Origin of the sequence: Lysinibacillus sp. FSL R5-0849, from assembly GCF_038595075.1 — a bacterium.
In the GTDB taxonomy this organism is placed as follows: domain Bacteria; phylum Bacillota; class Bacilli; order Bacillales_A; family Planococcaceae; genus Lysinibacillus; species Lysinibacillus fusiformis.
On record NZ_CP152004.1, the window covers coordinates 1,135,890 to 1,155,283 of the forward strand.

General features: G+C 37.9%; 16 protein-coding genes. All 16 read left to right on the plus strand.

Features of this window, described 5'->3' with window-relative positions; all coding sequences use genetic code 11:
* The first annotated feature begins 368 nt into the window (after positions 1 to 368).
* A complete protein-coding gene (locus tag MKY80_RS05320; RefSeq protein ID WP_012293318.1) occupies positions 369 to 2,036 on the plus strand; it encodes a ribonuclease J in 1,668 nt (555 codons plus the stop codon).
* A 153-nt stretch (positions 2,037 to 2,189) separates the two neighbouring features.
* Positions 2,190 to 4,484, plus strand: coding sequence for a DNA translocase FtsK (locus tag MKY80_RS05325; protein ID WP_090001035.1), 2,295 nt, complete (start codon positions 2,190 to 2,192; stop codon positions 4,482 to 4,484).
* Positions 4,485 to 4,672: 188 nt separating this feature from the next.
* The gene (locus MKY80_RS05330; RefSeq protein WP_008178950.1) at positions 4,673 to 5,401 is read left to right on the plus strand and encodes a GntR family transcriptional regulator; all 729 of its coding nucleotides are present in this window, start codon (positions 4,673 to 4,675) and stop codon (positions 5,399 to 5,401) included.
* A gap of 54 nt (positions 5,402 to 5,455) precedes the next feature.
* Positions 5,456 to 6,538: a BMP family protein gene (locus tag MKY80_RS05335; RefSeq protein WP_312145795.1), complete on the plus strand. Its 1,083-nt coding sequence runs from the start codon at positions 5,456 to 5,458 to the stop codon at positions 6,536 to 6,538.
* A gap of 441 nt (positions 6,539 to 6,979) precedes the next feature.
* Positions 6,980 to 8,527, plus strand: a complete 1,548-nt coding sequence (locus MKY80_RS05340; RefSeq protein WP_043990541.1) for an ABC transporter ATP-binding protein — start codon at positions 6,980 to 6,982, stop codon at positions 8,525 to 8,527.
* Positions 8,527 to 9,573 (plus strand): ABC transporter permease, encoded by a 1,047-nt coding sequence (locus tag MKY80_RS05345; protein ID WP_008178943.1) that lies wholly within the window; start codon positions 8,527 to 8,529, stop codon positions 9,571 to 9,573. The genes MKY80_RS05340 and MKY80_RS05345 overlap by 1 nt, the downstream gene beginning before the upstream one ends.
* A 1-nt stretch (position 9,574) precedes the next feature.
* The gene (locus MKY80_RS05350) at positions 9,575 to 10,534 is read left to right on the plus strand and encodes an ABC transporter permease (protein ID WP_008178940.1); all 960 of its coding nucleotides are present in this window, start codon (positions 9,575 to 9,577) and stop codon (positions 10,532 to 10,534) included.
* 176 nt (positions 10,535 to 10,710) lie between these two features.
* The gene (locus MKY80_RS05355) at positions 10,711 to 11,982 is read left to right on the plus strand and encodes a pitrilysin family protein (RefSeq protein WP_008178938.1); all 1,272 of its coding nucleotides are present in this window, start codon (positions 10,711 to 10,713) and stop codon (positions 11,980 to 11,982) included.
* Entirely contained in the window at positions 11,979 to 13,277 is a 1,299-nt protein-coding gene (locus tag MKY80_RS05360; RefSeq protein ID WP_089985365.1) for a pitrilysin family protein, read from the plus strand. The genes MKY80_RS05355 and MKY80_RS05360 overlap by 4 nt, the downstream gene beginning before the upstream one ends.
* Positions 13,277 to 14,005 (plus strand): SDR family oxidoreductase, encoded by a 729-nt coding sequence (locus tag MKY80_RS05365; RefSeq protein WP_089985366.1) that lies wholly within the window; start codon positions 13,277 to 13,279, stop codon positions 14,003 to 14,005. Before MKY80_RS05360 ends, MKY80_RS05365 begins: the two co-directional genes overlap by 1 nt.
* Before the next feature lie 44 nt (positions 14,006 to 14,049).
* Positions 14,050 to 14,307, plus strand: a complete 258-nt coding sequence (locus tag MKY80_RS05370) for a DUF3243 domain-containing protein (RefSeq protein WP_008178933.1) — start codon at positions 14,050 to 14,052, stop codon at positions 14,305 to 14,307.
* Between the two features lie 226 nt (positions 14,308 to 14,533).
* Positions 14,534 to 15,319, plus strand: coding sequence for a DUF3388 domain-containing protein (locus tag MKY80_RS05375; protein WP_008178931.1), 786 nt, complete (start codon positions 14,534 to 14,536; stop codon positions 15,317 to 15,319).
* A 16-nt stretch (positions 15,320 to 15,335) separates the two neighbouring features.
* The gene (locus MKY80_RS05380; RefSeq protein ID WP_008178929.1) at positions 15,336 to 16,265 is read left to right on the plus strand and encodes a helix-turn-helix domain-containing protein; all 930 of its coding nucleotides are present in this window, start codon (positions 15,336 to 15,338) and stop codon (positions 16,263 to 16,265) included.
* A gap of 47 nt (positions 16,266 to 16,312) precedes the next feature.
* Positions 16,313 to 16,891 (plus strand): CDP-diacylglycerol--glycerol-3-phosphate 3-phosphatidyltransferase, encoded by a 579-nt coding sequence (gene pgsA, locus MKY80_RS05385; protein ID WP_008178927.1) that lies wholly within the window; start codon positions 16,313 to 16,315, stop codon positions 16,889 to 16,891.
* A gap of 17 nt (positions 16,892 to 16,908) precedes the next feature.
* A complete protein-coding gene (locus MKY80_RS05390) occupies positions 16,909 to 18,168 on the plus strand; it encodes a competence/damage-inducible protein A (protein WP_342532320.1) in 1,260 nt (419 codons plus the stop codon).
* Between the two features lie 161 nt (positions 18,169 to 18,329).
* Positions 18,330 to 19,391: a recombinase RecA gene (gene recA, locus MKY80_RS05395; RefSeq protein WP_008178923.1), complete on the plus strand. Its 1,062-nt coding sequence runs from the start codon at positions 18,330 to 18,332 to the stop codon at positions 19,389 to 19,391.
* Positions 19,392 to 19,394: the final 3 nt, after the last annotated feature.

Sequence of the window (19,394 nt, forward strand, 5' to 3'; positions counted from 1 at the left end):
GAGCAACTTTGCTCGAAGCGTATGTGGATATCGGCAGTGATTTACCAAATATTGAAGGTGCAAGAGGAAGAAAAGTATAGAGAGTGAACTTCTCGATGGACTTTTTCAACAGTCTGCGAGGCTGATCATTCAAATCGGCTTCCTTTTTATTTCAGAAATCCATAACTTCTCATCCTCAAAAATACTTTAATGACTCTATTTCGATAAGGATTCCAATATCTGTCTTTCCATCTGCTAGCAATAAGGAAAAGATAAGAAAATATATTTCTGTTGTGAAACATGTATTTTTAATTTGTGCAAAAGCTTAGCAAACCGTATAATAAATGTTAAGTGGTTGCTGTTCGGGATATTTTTTAGGAGGAAATAAATTGACAAAAAAGAAAAATGAACTGATTCGAATCATCCCTCTTGGGGGTGTGGGCGAAATTGGAAAAGCAATGTACGTAGTAGAAATTGATGAAGAGCTATTTGTAGTAGATAGCGGCTTAATGTTCCCAGAGGACGAGATGCTAGGCATCGATATCGTGATCCCTGACATTACGTACTTAGAAGAAAATAAAGAGCGTGTGAAAGGTATATTCTTAACACACGGACATGAAGATGCAATTGGCTCGATTGCCTATGTATTGCAAAAAATAAAGGCACCAGTGTACGGCTCAAAATTAACAATTGCTCTAGCAAAGGAACATTTGAAAGAATTACCTGCACCACATCAGGTAAAGTTTTTTGAAGTAACAAACCGTAGTCGTATGAATTTTAACTCAACGTATGTAACATTCTTCCACACAACACATAGTATTCCCGATTCGTTAGGGGTAGTGTTCCATACATCTGAAGGCGCGATTGTTCATACAGGAGAGTTCAAATTCGATCAATCAGCGACAGGTAAATTTAAACCTGATTTAGCAAAAATGGCCCAGTTAGGGGAAGACGGCGTCTTTATTCTATTATCTGAGTCTTGCGAAGCTGAACGACCAGGTTATACAACATCGGAAATTGTCATTGAAGAACAATTATCAAAAACATTCCATTCAGCACCAGGTCGTATTTTAGTAGCTGTTTATGCATCGAATTTTATCCGAATTCAACAAGTATTTGCTCAAGCTCAAAAATCATTCCGTAAAGTAGTGATTGTCGGGAAGCCATTAGAGAAGGCTGTAGATTTAGGTGTACAGCTTGGCTATTTAACAGTCGAAGAAGATACGATTATTCCAATTTCAGAAATGCAAAAATATCAAGACGATGAAATTATCATTATTACAACAGGCAATAAAGGGGAGCCTTTAGATGCTCTAGAAAAAATCGTACGTAAGCATCACCGTGACATTAAAATTAAGCAAGGTGATACAGTTTTAATTACATTTACACCTTCTCCTGGTATGGAAGTGCAAATGGCTAATACGATGAACTCCATTTCTAAAGCAGGGGCTGAAATTCTAACTTCTAGCAAAAATGTGCACGTATCAGGTCATGGTAGTCAAGAAGATTTAAAGCTTATGTTAAATTTAATGCAGCCAAAGTATTTTATTCCTGTTCAAGGGGAATATCGTATGCTGATTGCCCACTCTAAATTAGCTCAACAGCTAGGCATGCAAAAATCCCAAATATTTATCGCTGATAAAGGGGATATTGTTGAATATAAAAATAATAAGATGCGCATGAGTGGACGTGTACAAGCTGGTAACGTCTTAATTGATGGGATCGGTGTTGGCGATGTGGGGAATATTGTTCTTCGTGATCGTAAATTATTATCACAGGATGGTATTTTCATTGTGGTCGTGACCTTAAATCGTGCCCAAAAGAAAATTGCATCTGGTCCAGAAATTTTATCACGCGGCTTTGTATATGTTCGTGAATCAGAAGAGTTAATGGTTGAGGCATCGGACATCGCAAGGACTGTCATTGAAAAATATGTAGGGAAAGATACATTTGAATGGACGAATATTAAGCAAGAAATTCGTGACACTTTAAATACGTACCTATTCCAGAAAACAAAGCGTCGTCCAATGATTATCCCAATTATTATGGAATATTAATACAAATGACTCATCGTCAAGGCTTTGAGGAAAAGTAAATGGAAAAGGATTTTCTCCCAATTGCGGTGGAAAATCCTTTTTTTGAAATGTTCGAGTTCTACATGGTATGATTCGCTACATATATAAAATGGATTGCAGAAGAAGGTGATAGAAATGGCGGTTAGTAAAAGAAAAAAGGCTACTAAAAGCAAAGCAACAACAGAAAAAAAAGAAATGTCTCCACTTATGTATGAAATTCTAGGACTGCTCTTAATTGCGCTTGCGGTCATCATGATTTTTGAATATGGTATGATCGGGCGTACGCTACAAACATTCGCAATGTTTCTATTAGGAAATTTACATTTTGCGGTTCCATTTATGCTAATATTTGTTGCGTTATTAATGATGATTGGTCGAAAAAAAGTCGGTATGAAAGACCGCTTAATTCTAGGTATGCTCCTCATTATTATGAGCTTAACCATCTTTAGTCATGGCATATTATTTGAACAATTATCAAAATCAGGTGGCTTATTATCTGATTCGGTTCTCCGTGAATCATGGCGAATTCTCATCAATACCGAGGGGATTATTCATCGCAGTAATGCACTAGGTGGTGGAATGATTGGTGCTCTTTTATTTAGTGGTCTTCACGTTCTATTTGAAGCATCAGGGGCAAGAGTCGTTGCTTGGGTTATTTTCTTTATCGGCTTGATTTTGGTTACTGGAAAAGCATTAGTGCCATATTTGGCAGAGAAAATGCCAGATTTATTTGGTAAATGGAAAAAGAAACATCGAGATAAGAAAAAAAATGCACCTAAAAAGCCAAGCAATCGTCGTTCTAGAGCAGAAAGTGTGGACGAGATTGCAGCGGTCAATCAAACTACGGATATGCCTGAGCAAGAAGAAGAAGAAATACATCATGAGCCTATTATTTCTGCATTTACCCAAAATGTATCTCAGGAAAGAACTATATTTGATCAGACAGAAATAGTGGACAATGAACACGATGAAGCTATGGATGAGGTCCATATTCAAGGGACAGATACTGTAGAAAATGCAGACTACCAGCTTCCATCTTATAATCTATTACAATTACCACCACAACATGACCAAAGTGGAGAATATTCCGTCATCCAGGCGAACGCCAAAAAGCTTGAACAAACATTGCAAAGCTTTGGCGTAAAGGCAAAGGTCACACAAGTTCATTTAGGACCAGCCGTTACAAAATATGAAATCTTACCTGATATTGGTGTCAAGGTAAGTAAAATTGTCAATCTGCAAGATGATCTAGCATTAGCGCTGGCTGCCAAGGATATTCGTATGGAGGCACCAATCCCTGGGAAATCCGCCATTGGTATTGAAGTGCCAAATAGTGAGGTAGCCATTGTTACTTTACGAGAGGTATTAGAATCGAAGGATGGCGCTAAGCCAGAAGCATTGTTGCAGGTAGCATTTGGACGAGATATTACGGGACAAGCAGTGCTAGCAGAGCTCAATAAAATGCCGCATTTACTAGTAGCGGGTTCAACGGGTAGTGGGAAAAGTGTCTGTATAAATGGCATAGTAGTATCCATACTAATGCGTACAAAACCACATGAAGTAAAGCTTATGATGATTGACCCGAAAATGGTGGAGTTAAACGTTTATAACGGTATTCCCCATTTATTGGCGCCTGTTGTGACCGATGCACGAAAAGCTTCTCAAGCCTTGAAAAAAGTTGTTTCTGAAATGGAACGTCGATATGACCTGTTTTCACATACTGGAACACGAAATATTGAAGGCTATAATAATCATGTACAAAAGGTCAATGAACAGACAGATGAAAAGCATCCTAAGCTACCTTATATTGTAGTCATTGTAGATGAGTTAGCAGATTTGATGATGGTCGCATCTAGTGATGTGGAGGATTCAATTACCCGTTTAGCCCAAATGGCACGTGCAGCGGGAATCCATTTGATTATTGCAACGCAAAGACCAAGTGTAGATGTTTTAACAGGTGTCATTAAAGCTAATATTCCATCCCGAATTGCTTTTGCAGTTTCTTCAGCTATTGATTCGAGAACGATTTTAGATATGGGTGGAGCAGAACGATTACTTGGTCGCGGAGATATGTTATTTTTACCAGCCGGTGCATCGAAACCAAAACGGGTACAAGGAGCCTTTTTATCGGATCAAGAGGTTGAGGCTGTAGTGAATTTTGTTATAGAACAGCAAAAGGCTCAGTATCAAGAGGAGATGATTCCTACTGAAGAAGAAACGATTTTAGAGGAAACAGATGAATTATATGACGAAGCTGTACAATTAGTGGTAAGTATGCAAACAGCATCTGTCTCCATGCTTCAGCGTCGCTTCCGAATAGGATATTCAAGGGCAGCACGTATTGTTGATCAGATGGAACAACGCGGTATTGTCGGGCCTCCTGAGGGCAGTAAACCTCGTCAGGTGCTTATTCATCAATACGACAATTAAACATTAAGTGGATGGTCCTTTCTGTATATTTGTCCATTTATTTGCAACGAATTTGAAGAAAGAATGAATTCTATAACAGATTTTATTTAAAACTGTTTATTTCATTCTGCAAAAATGTTATATTTATGAACGATTAGTAGGAATGTTGTACATCAGATGTCTGATCTCTGATTTTGGTGGTGATATATGTGACTATTAAAGCAGATCATCGTCATCTCTATCTTCAAGTAATCGATCGTTTAAAATCTGACATTGAGGCTGGCATTTTTAAAGAAAATGAAAAGCTGCCTTCAGAATTTGAATTATCGAAATCACTCGGAGTCAGTCGAGCAACACTTAGAGAGGCACTTCGACTGTTGGAAGAGGAAAATGTGATTGTGCGCCGACACGGGGTTGGGACTTTTGTCAACCCTAAGCCGTTGTTTACATCAGGCATCGAGCATTTATCGAGCATTTCTTCTATGATCGAGGCAGCGGGTATGGAGCCTGGTTCGCGTTTTTTAAAAGCGGCCGAGCACATCCCTTCTGAGGAAGATTTAAAACGCTTCCAATGTGATGGCGACGATAAAATACTCACAATTGAACGTGTCAGAACAGCGGACGGTGAGCCCGTAGTTTACTGTATAGACAAGCTACCCGCAAGCTTCCTGCCTACTGACTTTGTCGAAAAAAAAGAAGTTTCACTGTTCTCTGCTCTTGAGCAATCTGGAAAAATCCATGTGGCCTATGCGGTTACGTACATTGATCCAGTTGGGTATCATGAACAAGCTTCACCGATTTTAAACTGTGGACGTGAAACAGCTCTTTTAGTGTTAAAGCAGTTGCATTACGATGACCATGATCAAGTAGTGCTCTATTCAAAAAATTATTTCCGAGCTGATAAATTCAGCTTCCATGTAGTTCGTAAACGGGTGTAGAACATTTCTAAATTTTTTTCCTGCTAATTACAATACCTTTGGGGGGTTAATTAAATGAAAAAACGTAAATTTGGTTTAGTATTAACATCAGTATTAGCGGCAAGTGCAATTTTAGGTGCTTGTGGTACAAAAGACGAAAAGCCTGCAAAAGAAAATGATAACACTTCAGGTGGAGAAACATCAGAAGAATCATTTTCAGTAGCAATGGTTACTGACGTAGGTGGCGTTGATGACAAATCATTCAACCAATCTGCATGGGAAGGTGTTCAAGCTTACGGAAAAGAACACGGTCTTAAAAAAGGTGATGGTGGTTTCGACTACCTACAATCAGCTTCAGATGCTGACTATGAAACAAACTTAAACAACTTAGTGCGTCGTGACTTTAACTTAGTTTATGGTATCGGTTTCATGATGGCTGATGCAATCGATGCAGTAGCAGCTGAAAATCCAGACAATCACTTTGCGTTGATTGATGCTGAAGTGAAAGCAGACAACGTAGTAAACGTACTGTTCAAAGAGCAAGAAGGTGCTTTCTTAGCTGGTGTTGCTGCAGCTAAAATGTCTAAATCAGGTAAAATCGGCTTCGTAGGTGGCGTAGATATTCCAGTTATTAACCGCTTCCACGCTGGTTTTGTTGAAGGCGCTAAAGCAGTAAATCCAGATATCGACATCCAAGTAAAATACACAGGTGCATTTGATAAAGCAGATCTAGGAAAAATCACTGCTAACAGCATGTACTCTTCAGGTGTAGATGTCATCTTCCACGCTGCTGGTGCAACTGGTAATGGTGTATTCTCTGAAGCAAAAGAACGAAAAGCAAAAGATCCGAATGCAGATGTATGGGTTATCGGTGTAGATGCTGACCAATACGAAGAAGGTAAAGTAGACGATAAAACAAACGTAACTTTAACTTCTATGTTAAAAGGAGTTAACACAGCAGTAGTAGATATTTCAAACAGAGCGAAAAAAGGTGACTTCCCTGGTGGAGAAACACTTGTTTATGGTTTAGCTGAAGATGGAGTTAAACTTGCGGATTCTCGCGGTGCAATTCCAGAAGATGTACAAAAAGTAATCGATGAATATAAAGAAAAAATTGCTAAGGGTGAAATCGAAGTTCCAGAAAAAGTGGAAAAATAATTCATCTTTTGATCATCATAAGGGACTTTTAAGAAGGACCTTATGATGATTTTTCAATCTATCGTTATATTTAGATTATTCGCAATTCTCTATTTAACTAGATTTATATGAACCTTTTAGAGGTAGTATTAAGATTTTGATAATGATGGTAACAAGTTAATAGAAGAAAGGTTTCTAACGATGACCTTTCCTGTATTAATTTAGCAAAACACCTACCTCTATAGGTGGGATTATATCAGTAAATAAAAGATAGCCTTTGGTAACGAAAGCGGTCTAAAGAATTAGAGAACTGTAGCAAAAAAGCTCTAACGGTCATCTAGTTTATGTACATTTCGAATACTGGATGTATTGCTAATCTGTGCCATCAGTCATAGTAGAGGCAGATACTAAACGCTAAGGCGAAATTACTTTATAAAAGTGCCTATTAAGGGAGTGACAATATTGGAATATGTGATTGAAATGCTAGGAATCCGGAAAGAATTCGGTAATTTCGTGGCGAATAATAATATCACCCTCCAACTGAAACAAGGCGAAATCCATGCATTGCTTGGAGAGAATGGTGCGGGTAAATCGACTTTGATGAACGTCCTTTTTGGTTTGTATCAACCAGAGGGTGGCGAAATTCGCGTTCGTGGGAATGCTGTAAAAATTACAAACCCAAATGTTGCCAATGATTTAGGGATTGGTATGGTGCATCAGCACTTTATGTTGGTAGAGAATTTTACAGTAACAGAAAATATTATTTTAGGCTCCGAGCCAACTAAAATGGGTATTGTCAATATAAAAGATGCATCTAAAAAAGTACAAGCCCTTTCTGAGAAATATGGCTTGGATGTAGATCCTAATGCCAAAATTGAAGATATCACTGTTGGTATGCAACAACGTGTTGAAATATTAAAAACATTATACCGTGGTGCAGAAATTTTAATTTTTGATGAACCAACAGCCTCTTTAACACCACAAGAGATTACGGAATTAATTCAAATTATGCGTCGTCTTATTGCTGAGGGGAAATCTATTATTTTGATTACCCACAAGCTAAAAGAAATTATGGAAGTGTCCGATCGTGTAACAATTATCCGTAAAGGTGAAGGAATTGGCACTGTTGTAACCGCTGACACAAATCCTGATCAGCTAGCTGAAATGATGGTTGGCCGACAAGTTGAATTTAAAACAGAAAAAACGGATGCGAATCCAACTGATGAAGTACTTGCTATCCATGACTTAGTCGTAACGGATTACCGTAATATTGATAAGGTAAAAGGTCTGAACTTAAAGGTTCGCAAGGGTGAAATCGTCGGTATAGCAGGTATAGATGGAAATGGTCAATCAGAATTGATCGAGGCGATTACAGGTCTTCGTAAAATTAAAAGTGGTACTGTTGAACTGAATGGTAAAAATATTACAAATTTGAAGCCTCGTAGTATAACAGAAGAAGGCGTTGGGCATATTCCGCAAGACCGTCATAAGCATGGTTTAGTACTAGATTTCCCGATTGGTCATAATATTGCGCTACAAACGTATTACCAATCTCCTATAGCTAAAGGCTTTGTAATGGACTATAAAAAAGTGTCGGAGAAAGCCAATCAAATTATTAAAGAATACGACGTACGTACAGGTAATGGTGAAATGACACCTGCTCGTGCATTATCTGGTGGTAACCAACAAAAGGCTATTATTGGTCGTGAAATTGATCGTAATCCAGATTTATTAATTGCCGCTCTACCAACACGAGGTCTTGACGTAGGGGCGATTGAATTTATTCACTCGCGTCTTATTGAGCAACGTGATAAAGGGAAAGCTGTTCTGTTAATTTCCTTTGAATTAGATGAGGTTATGAATGTATCGGATCGCATTGCCGTTATTTATGATGGTCAAATTGTGGACGAATTAAATCCTAAAGAAACAACAGAACAAGAGCTTGGATTATTAATGGCAGGTCAAAGTAAAAAAAATAACAAGCATGATGCGAAGGAGGGGAACGACTAATGTCAAATCGTGTCATTAATATACTCGTTCCTATCATCTCTATCATTATCGGTTTAATTGTAGGGGCTATCGTCATGATAGTCAGTGGCTATGACCCAGTACAAGGTTATATCGCTCTTTGGACAGGTATTTTTGGAGATTCATATTCAATAGGGAACACAATTCGTCAAATTACACCATATATATTAGCAGGACTTGCAGTAGCATTCGCCTTCCGTACAGGGCTGTTTAATATTGGTGTTGAAGGTCAGCTTATTTTAGGTTGGTTAGCAGCAGCTTGGGTAGGTTATGCATTTGAGCTACCTAAAGTTATACACTTACCTTTGGCGTTACTTGCAGCAGCAGCAGCAGGTGCATTTTGGGCCTTTATTGCAGGTTTCTTAAAAGCGAAATTTAAAGTGCATGAAGTAATTGCGACAATTATGCTTAACTATACTGCGTTATATATTGCAAACGCGGTCATTAAAAAATTGTCAGATGGTAGCTTTAAAACAGAACGTATCCATGAATCAGCTTCATTACGTTCTCCGTTTTTAAGAGAGCTTACAGACAACTCAAGTCTTCACTATGGGATCATTGTTGCACTATTAATGGTTGTTGTTATGTGGTTCATTTTAGAAAAAACAACGCGTGGATATGAGCTGAAAGCTGTAGGGTTCAACAAAAACGCTGCAGATTATGCTGGTATGAGCGTTAACAAAAACATTATTTTAGCCATGACTATTTCAGGTATGTTTGCAGGTCTTGGCGGAGCGATGGAAGCTCTAGGTACATTCCAAAACGCATCCATTAAACCTGGCTTCACTGGAATTGGTTTCGATGGTATCGCCGTAGCCTTACTTGGTGCAAATACACCGCTTGGCGTAGTATTCGGGGCATCACTCTTTGGTTCATTAAAATATGGTGCTTTAAATATGCCAAATGCTGCTGGTATACCGGAAGAAATTGTATCGATTATCATCGCGTTAATTATCTTCTTCGTAGCATCAGGCTATATTATTCGAGTAGGCTTACAGAAGCTGAGCAAGAAAAAGGAGGGACAATAACATGAGCTTTTTAGAAATGTTATATTTCATCATCCCTTCAGCGATTCTATATGCAACACCCTTGATTTTTACAGCCATCGGTGGGGTATTCTCTGAACGCTCTGGTGTTGTCAACATCGGGCTAGAGGGCTTAATGATTGTTGGTGCTTTTGTTGGTATATTTATCAATTTAGAATTTGCTTCATCATTAGGTGCGGCAACTGTTTGGGTAGCAATGCTAGCGGCTGTTGTAATTGGTGCGATTTTCTCACTTTTCCATGCCGTTGCTTCTATTTCATTCCGTGCCGATCAAACAGTATCAGGGGTAGCTATTAACTTATTAGGCTTAGCTGCTACTGTATTCTTAGTAAAAATGATTTATGATAAAGGTCAAACAGATATGATTGACCAACCGATTCGCCGTTTTGGTATTCCTTATTTAGAGGACATTCCATTCTTTGGCCGTTTATTGTTCCATGATGTTTACAGTACGTCTATTCTGGCGTTTGTGGTAGCATTTGGTGCTTGGTTTATTATTTATAAAACACCATTTGGCTTACGCCTTCGCGCTGTAGGTGAACACCCAATGGCGGCAGATACAATGGGAATTAACGTCAATAAAATGCGTTATATTGCTGTTATGATTTCTGGAGCTCTAGGTGGACTTGGTGGTGCTGTCTATGCACAAACAATTACGCACGACTTCTCACATGCGACAATTGCTGGTCAAGGTTTCATGGCGATTGCTGCCATGATTTTCGGGAAATGGCATCCAATTGGCGCGCTAGGTGCAGCCCTATTCTTCGGTTTAGCACAAACATTAAGTATTGCAGGGAACCAAATTCCATTCATTGAAAATGTTCCAGCCGTTTATCTACAAATCTTACCGTATGTATTAACAATCCTTGCTTTAGCAGGCTTTATTGGTAAAGCGAATGCTCCTAAGGCAAGTGGTCAACCATATATTAAAGGTAAGCGTTAAAATAAGTCATGATCAAAGACTGAGTGAAATATGCTCAGTCTTTTTTTTTCATGTTGAATTCATATAATTTATAATTTTTCCCATACATACTTTGGATTCTTTTTGCAATTATAGACAGTAGACATGTATAGTATGTGTAGTACATCGTTATATTAAGAAGGATAGGAGGGTTTCATATGTTTAAAACTATACCTTTTGCCAAAGGTGTCAATTTGCATATCCGACAAACGACCCAATTTAAAACCGTAAATTTTTCAATTAAATGGAGAAGAGCATTAACAGCTAAAAGTGCATCGGAACGTACTGTGTTAACCAATGTACTGCAGCATAGTAATGCTAAATATAAAACAACTGCTGCTTTCAGAAGCTTCTTAGATGATCTATATGGCACTGTTTTATATTTTGATACGTCTAAACGAGGTAATGAACATACAGTGCTTATGAATGTGGAGACGGTAAATGATCATTATTTAGCAAATACAAGTGTGTTAAATGACATGCTTGGTTTATTGCACACGGCTATTTTTGAGCCAAATTTAGAAAATGGAGTTTTTAAGGAATCCATTGTGGAACGTGAAAAGAAGACAGTTATACAACGTATTGAATCTATTTTTGATGATAAATCTCGCTTTGCACAATTCCGCTTACAACAAATCCTAAGACCAAACGAACCAGCATCTATTTCGGCAAATGGTAGTGTTGAGGAAATTCAAAAAATTACCCCTTCCTCCTTATTTGAGGCTTATCAATCGATGCTAGCTAACGATAAAATAGATATTTATGTTGCTGGGGATATTAATGAAGAGGAAATTGTAGCGAAATTAAAAAAAGCGCTACCATTTAATGATCGTACACCTGAGGAAGTACCAGCTGTTCTTCCGCAACAACATCCTCAAAACGATTATGTTCGAGAACAGCATGAGATGAAGCAAGGGAAGCTTCACATTGGCTTTAGTACGCCAGTAAGATTTGGTAGTCCGGACTTTGCTAAAATGCAGATTTTTAATGGTATTTTCGGCGGCTATCCACACGCTAAATTGTTTATGAATGTTCGTGAAAAAGAAAGTTTGGCTTATTATGCTTCTAGCTCCTATGCTTCTCATTATGGTCTCGTATTTGTAGTTTCTGGTATCGAGGCTAAAAATGAGGAAAAGGCGTTATCACTAATTAAAGAACAGCTTGCGACATTGCAATCTGGCAACATTACTGATTTAGAGCTAGAACAAACAAAAGCAATGCTCACGAATCAATTAAAAGAGTCCTTGGATTCTGCCCGTGGACAAATTGAAATTTTTGATCAATATAAAGATTTACCAGAGGAATTCTCTGTGGAATCTTGGGCTAATAAGTGGAAAGCTGTGACGAAGGAAGATGTTATGGATATGGCGAAGCAAGTGCAGCTTGAAGCGGTCTATTTCTTATGTGGAAAGGAGCAAGCCGCACAATGAAAACAATTGAATTTAAGCAATTAGATGAAACTCTTTATTATGAAAAGCTTGAAAATGGATTAGATGTATATATCTTGCCGAAAAAAGGTTTTTCTAAAACATTTGTTACATTTACAACGAAGTACGGTTCTATTGATCGCACTTTTGTACCAATAGGTCAAACAGAAAGCATTACTGTGCCAGATGGAATTGCTCACTTCTTAGAGCATAAAATGTTCGAAAAAGAAGATGGCGACGTCTTCCAAAAGTTCAGTGAATATGGAGCTTCAGCTAACGCCTTTACATCATTTACGCGTACGGCATACTTATTCTCTTCAACTGATAATATTTACAAAAGTACCGAAACATTATTGAATTTTGTGCAAGAGCCTTACTTTACGGAAGCGACTGTCAACAAAGAAAAAGGAATTATTGGGCAAGAAATTACCATGTATGATGATCAACCAGATTGGCGCCTATATTTTGGCACGATTGAAAATATGTATCATCATCACCCAGTAAAAATTGATATTGCTGGTACAATTGAATCGATTGATGGCATTACGGCCGATCATTTATATACGTGCTACAATACATTTTATCACCCATCTAATATGCTATTATTTGTGATTGGTGCAGTGGACCCTGAGGAAATGATGACTTTTATTCGTGATAATCAAAGAAAAAAGGAGTTCTCAGAACCGGTATCCATTCAACGTTTCTTTGATGAAGAACCAACAGAGGTAGCGATAAATGAACGGACATTAAACATGGATGTACAAAAGCCTAAAGTTTATGTTGGATTGAAGGCAAAAGAAACCAATTTGTCAGGGCGAGAAATGTTAAAGCATGAGCTATCTGTTCAAATTGCACTAGAACTTATTTTTGGACGTACATCTAATTTTTATGAACGTGTTTACGAGGAAGGTTTAATTGATGAAACGTATGCATTTGATTTTACATTAGAAAATGGTTTTGGATTTGCTATGATCGGTTCTGATTCATCAGAGCCTGATAAATTAACTTCTGCAATAAAAGAAGAATTGGCTAAATTTGAAGGGAAATCACACTTTGAAGGTGCTGATTTAGAACGTATTAAACGTAAAAAAATTGGTTTCTTCTTACGCGCTTTGAATTCTATTGAGTTTATCGCCAATCAATTTACTCGTTACTCCTTTAATGACATGAATTTATTTGATGTTGTCCCGGTTCTTGAGGAATTAACAGTTGATGATTTATATAAAGCATTTGCCTCAGTACAAGGTGAATCTCAACAAACCGTGTTTAAAATTTTACCAAGTAAGCAGGATGCCTAGTGAAAAAGTTTGCTCTTGTACTAGGTGCTTCAGGTGAGATTGGTCACGCTATTTGTCATAGCTTAGCAGAAGAAGGCTGGTCCATCTATTTACATTATTCAACTAATAAAAATGCTGCAGAAACTTTATGTCATACACTTTTTAAAACTTTCCCTGCGCAAGAATTTATGCTTGTACAGGGGGATTTTTCAATTGAAACAGGAGCAGAAATGGTAGCCGCACAGATTTTTAATGTGCAGGCTATTATTTTCGCAAATGGACAAGCGCATTATTCGCTGCTAGAGGATACAACAGTAAAAGATATGGACGCACTATGGCGAGTCCATGTTCAAAATCCGATGAGACTGACCGCTTTACTATCTGAAAAGCTTCGTCAGCATGATGTCAGCTATGTTTTATTTATAGGCTCTATATGGGGCGAAGCTGGGTCAGCTGGTGAGGCGCTGTACGCAACGGTAAAAGGAGCACAACATGCATTTGTTAAATCCTATGCAAAGGAAGCGGCATTATCTCGTATTCGAGTAAATGCCATTGCTCCTGGCTTCATTAATACATCCATGAACAGTCATTTAAGTAAAGATGAGCTTAATTATATATTGGAGGATATCCCTTTAGGGTCAATTGGGCAAACAAAAGACGTAGCTGAGATGGTTCGCTTTTATTTATCTGGGAAAGCCGATTATGTAACTGGACAAATCATTCGATTAAATGGTGGCTGGTACATATAATATTCTTTTTTACACATACTACATGTGTAAAGGAGGAGGAACATATGACCATTTTAGAAAACTGGCAAAAATGGACATCGTTTTTAGGACAAAACGTTATGCAAGCTGAATCAAGTGGTATGCCTAAGAAAATGATTCAAGCAGCTGCTGTCCAAATTGGTGAATATTTAGCTTCAAATGTAGATCCTAAAAACGAGCAAGAGCGAGTGCTATCAGATTTATGGGGCGTTGCCTCTGAAGATGAAAAGCATGCTTTGGCGAATTGTGTCGTTAAGCTTGTCCAAAATAAGCACGTGCAATAAAAAAAGAGGAGAGCTTATCTCCTCTTTTTTCTATATAAAAAATTTATTTTTTAGTGAAAACGGGAACGTATGTAAGCCTTATTTCTATGCATTCAAAAAAATTAGTAAGTTTTTAAAAATAACGCCGTAATTCCATGTATTCTAACTTTCCATTACATAAAAAATCAGCTATGATGGAACTTATAAAGGATTTTTTACGTTAACTAATAGGAAGGGAACGAGTGTGTTGAGCGATTGGTACTTTGAATATGAGATTCAGGTGAATCGCCCTGGATTATTAGGAGATATTGCTTCACTTTTAGGGATGCTACGTGTCAATATTATTTCAATTAATGGTGTCGATGAGGATCGACGTGGTATGTTAGTGCATACAGACAATGATGAGGCAATTGAACGTTTTCGTACAATTGTTTCGACAATGGAACATATTAACGTGACCAAATTTCGACAACCGAAACTTCGAGACCGCTTAGCTATTAGACACGGTCGTTATATTCCTCGAGATGCAGATGAAAAAAACACTTTCCACTTTGTAAGAGATGAACTTGGTATTTTAGTCGATTTTATGGCCGAACTCTTTAAAAAAGAGGGACATAAGCTGATTGGTATTCGTGGCATGCCACGCGTTGGTAAAACGGAGTCTATAGTAGCAGCAAGTGTTTGTGCCAATAAAAAGTGGATTTTTCTATCATCCACAATGATAAAACAAACCGTTCGTAATAAACTAGTGGGGGATGAATTTAGTCGTAATAATATTTTTATTTTAGATGGTATTGTGACTCGTCGCTCTTCTGATGAGCGACATCTACAATTAGTGCGTGAAATGATGAATATGCCATGCATTAAGGTTGTAGAGCATCCTGATATGTTTGTTCAGCATTCCGAATATAAAATAGAGGATTTTGATTATATTATTGAATTACGTCATCACACAGATGAAGAAATTACTTATGAAATAATGGAAAAAAATCATATGTCCGAATCCGATTCATTTGGTGGATTTAATTTTTAATTTGATGTTAAAGTAGGTGTTATTAGTGGCAGAATTAGGGACTCGACTGAAAGAGGCGAGACTGTCTAAAGGCTACAGCTTAGACGATTTACAAGAAATAACGAAAATTCAAAAGCGTTATTTAGTAGGAATTGAAGAGGGCAATTATTCCATTATGCCTGGCTCGTTTTATGTACGAGCTTTTATTAAACAATATGCAGATGCTGTTGGTTTAAATGCGGAAGAAATTTTAGAGACTTATAAAAAAGAACTACCGAGTACTCCAAATGATCAAGTAAGTCAATCCATAACGAATAGTCCAAGCAGAAGAAAGGTCACAAAAGGCCCTTCCAATAAAATGATGGAGGCAATGCCAAAAATCATTGTTGGGTTATTTATTGTTGTGATCATCGTGGTAATATGGGTGCTATGGCAATCCAAAAACAGTCCAGGGACAAGCGAGGGCAACACAACATCCCCTGAAATTGAATATGATACAAATGCCAAGCCTATCGATAGTGCCAAAGATAAGAAAGAAAAAGAAGAAAAAGATGCTCTGAAAAATGACCAAAAAGATACAGACTCTAAAGAAGAAACACCAACTGATGAAGATCAAACTGATCAAACTGAAGAGATCAAGCAAACCATTTCCGCAGGTACTGTTGAAGCAGATGGAGAAACAACTTCTTACACGTTAACAGGTACAGATACATTGAAACTTAAAATCGAAGTTTCAGGTCCTACATTTGTTGGTATTCGTAATCAGCAGCAACAAGAATTATTAACGGATACTCGTGTTTATAATGCTGGTGAAGTGGTAGAATTCGACGCGACGACTGAAAATTATGTTCGTATACGTCTTGGTAATTCTACGCAAGCTAAAATCTATATTAATGACGAGCTTCTCACGTATGCACAGCAAGTTGTAACTCAAAATATCGTCATCAATTTCAATAAAGAACAGTAGTCATCATGTGATGACTACTTTCTTTCATCATGAAAGGTGTTAGAAAAATGAACATACCAAATAAAATTACCATCTCACGAATCTTACTTATTCCATTTTTTGTCATTGTTATGATGTTTGATTTTGGCTGGGGAACATTGACTCTATTTGGGGCAGAGATGCCAATCCATCATTTTATAGGTGCACTTATTTTTATTTTAGCTTCGACAACTGATTGGGTAGATGGTTATTATGCACGTAAGTATAATCTTGTGACTACATTTGGGAAATTTTTAGATCCCTTAGCTGATAAATTACTTGTGTCAGCAGCCTTCATTTTAATGGTAGAGCTTGATATGGCACCAGCCTGGGTGATCATCATTATTATTAGCCGTGAATTCGCTGTTACGGGTTTACGCCTTATTTTAGCAGGTGGCGGAGAGGTCGTTGCCGCCAATCAGCTTGGCAAAATTAAAACTTGGGCACAAATTGTAGCAATCGCTGCGGCTCTTTTACACAACACAATTTTTATACTCATTGGTATTCCTTTTGATATGATTATGCTATATGTAGCATTGTTCTTTACGCTATGGTCTGGGTGGGATTACTTCTACCTTAATCGACGTGTTTTACTTGAGTCTAAATAAGAAAGGTCTTGTGAATCATGAATGCTGAAATTCTTGCGGTTGGCTCAGAGCTATTATTAGGTCAAATTACGAATACGAATGCGAGATTTATCTCGAACCAGTTATCCGAGCTAGGCATTAATGTTTTTTACCATACAGTAGTTGGTGATAATGCAAAACGTTTAGAACAAGCTATTGAAGTGGCAGAATCTCGTGCAGATTTAATTATATTTTCGGGAGGACTAGGACCTACGAAAGATGATTTAACAAAAGAAACAATTGCACGCCATCTCGGTGTTTCTCTAGAATTTGATGAAGTTGCATTAACATATATTGAGCAGTTTTTTGCCAAGCGAGGACGTCCTATGACGGAGAATAACCGGAAACAGGCTTTAATTCTAGCTGGAAGCGAAATATTAGCCAATTATCACGGAATGGCACCTGGTATGATTTTTAAAAATAATAATCGTACGTATATTTTACTCCCAGGGCCACCAAAAGAGCTTGAGCCTATGTTTCAATTTGAGGCGAAACCTAAGCTTGCTGCGATGCTTAATGATGGAGGGATCATTGCCTCTCATGTGATGCGTTTTTATGGGATTGGTGAGGCCGAACTTGAAGTCCAGGTACAGGATATTTTAGATGCCCAAACAAATCCAACTGTCGCTCCACTTGCGTCGGATGGTGAGGTAACATTACGCGTAACAGCTAAAGCAGAAACCGAACAGCAAGCCCAACAACTTATTGCCGCCAAAGTAGCAGAGATACAAGCCCTTGTTGGTGACTATCAATATGGTGTGGATGATGACTCACTTGTTTCAAAGACAGTTGAAATGCTAGTAGACAATAATCTAACTATTTCTGCTGCGGAAAGTTTAACGGCAGGGTTGTTTCAATCAGAGCTTGCGGAAATTCCAGGGGTAGGGAACGCACTCATTGGTGGTGTAGTGACCTATGCGGCAGAAGCAAAAGTAAAGCATCTTGGTATTTCACAAGAATTAATAGATACACACGGCGTTGTGAGCGATGAATGTGCTGCTGCAATGGCAAGTGCAATTCGAAAACAATTTGGGACAAATATCGGCATTGGGTTAACAGGAGAAGCAGGGCCTACAGCACATGACCATCAGCCAGTAGGAACGGTTTGGATTGGTATTGCCATCAATGATGAGGAGCCACTTACATACTTACTTCATTTATCTGGTATGCGTAATACAAATCGACTCCGTGCAGTGAAATTTACATGCCATTATTTAATGCAGCGTTTGGAAGAACGCGGCTATACAAAACGATATTAATATAGAGTGAAAAATAGGAATTTGGGTAGAGGAAAACTATCCAAATTTTTATTTTGTAGAAAAAACGAATAAATGTTCGCTTTTTTCTTGCGTGTTTTCTCAAAAACAAGTATAGTAGAGATAGACAAAAACAGTGAACAGTTTTCGAAGGAGGAAAATGAATGAGTGATCGTAAAGCAGCCTTAGAACAGGCTTTAAAACAAATTGAAAAGAATTTTGGTAAAGGTTCAATCATGAAACTCGGTGAAAAAACCGACTTAGAAATTGCGACATCCTCAAGTGGATCATTAGCACTTGACGCGGCATTAGGCGTAGGTGGCTATCCACGTGGACGTATTATTGAAGTATATGGTCCTGAATCATCAGGTAAAACAACAGTTGCTTTACATGCTATTGCTGAAGTACAAGCAAGAGGTGGACAAGCAGCATTTATCGATGCAGAACATGCATTGGACCCAATCTATGCTCAAAAATTGGGTGTCAACATTGATGAGTTATTATTATCACAGCCAGATACAGGGGAACAAGCACTTGAAATCGCAGAAGCACTAGTTCGTAGTGGTGCAATTGATATCATTGTTATTGACTCCGTTGCTGCTTTAGTGCCAAAAGCTGAAATTGAAGGGGATATGGGTGATTCTCATGTCGGCTTACAAGCCCGCTTAATGTCACAGGCATTACGTAAACTTTCAGGTTCTATTAACAAATCAAAAACGATTGCTATTTTCATTAACCAAATTCGTGAAAAAATCGGGGTAATGTTCGGAAATCCGGAAACAACACCAGGTGGTCGTGCCCTTAAATTCTACAGTTCTGTACGTTTAGAAGTTCGCCGTGCAGAAGCTATTAAGCAAGGTAATGATATTGTTGGTAACCGTACGAAAATTAAAATTGTGAAAAATAAAGTAGCGCCGCCTTTCCGTACAGCTGAAGTTGATATTATGTATGGAGAAGGAATTTCTAAAGAAGGCGAAACAGTTGATTTAGGTGTAGAATTAGACATCGTGCAAAAAAGTGGATCTTGGTATGCATATGGCGATGAGCGTCTAGGTCAAGGACGAGAAAATGCAAAACAATATTTAAAAGAAAACACTGCTGTTTTGGAAGAAATCTCAAACAAAATTCGATCTTCTTATGGTATTGCTGCTAATTCTTATACAATTGCTGCACATGAAGAAGACGAGATGGATGAAGAATTAATGTCACTTCTTGATGAAGAATAATCA

Excerpts from the sequence above, each read along its gene's own strand:
- MKY80_RS05370 (WP_008178933.1), top strand. The coding sequence starts at position 14,050 with ATGACCATTTTAGAAAACTGGCAAAAATGGACATCGTTTTTAGGACAA.
- recA (WP_008178923.1), top strand. The coding sequence starts at position 18,330 with ATGAGTGATCGTAAAGCAGCCTTAGAACAGGCTTTAAAACAAATTGAA.
- pgsA (WP_008178927.1), top strand. The coding sequence starts at position 16,313 with ATGAACATACCAAATAAAATTACCATCTCACGAATCTTACTTATTCCA.
- MKY80_RS05390 (WP_342532320.1), top strand. The coding sequence starts at position 16,909 with ATGAATGCTGAAATTCTTGCGGTTGGCTCAGAGCTATTATTAGGTCAA.
- MKY80_RS05360 (WP_089985365.1), top strand. The coding sequence starts at position 11,979 with ATGAAAACAATTGAATTTAAGCAATTAGATGAAACTCTTTATTATGAA.
- MKY80_RS05355 (WP_008178938.1), top strand. The coding sequence starts at position 10,711 with ATGTTTAAAACTATACCTTTTGCCAAAGGTGTCAATTTGCATATCCGA.
- MKY80_RS05350 (WP_008178940.1), top strand. The coding sequence starts at position 9,575 with ATGAGCTTTTTAGAAATGTTATATTTCATCATCCCTTCAGCGATTCTA.
- MKY80_RS05325 (WP_090001035.1), top strand. The coding sequence starts at position 2,190 with ATGGCGGTTAGTAAAAGAAAAAAGGCTACTAAAAGCAAAGCAACAACA.
- MKY80_RS05335 (WP_312145795.1), top strand. The coding sequence starts at position 5,456 with ATGAAAAAACGTAAATTTGGTTTAGTATTAACATCAGTATTAGCGGCA.
- MKY80_RS05345 (WP_008178943.1), top strand. The coding sequence starts at position 8,527 with ATGTCAAATCGTGTCATTAATATACTCGTTCCTATCATCTCTATCATT.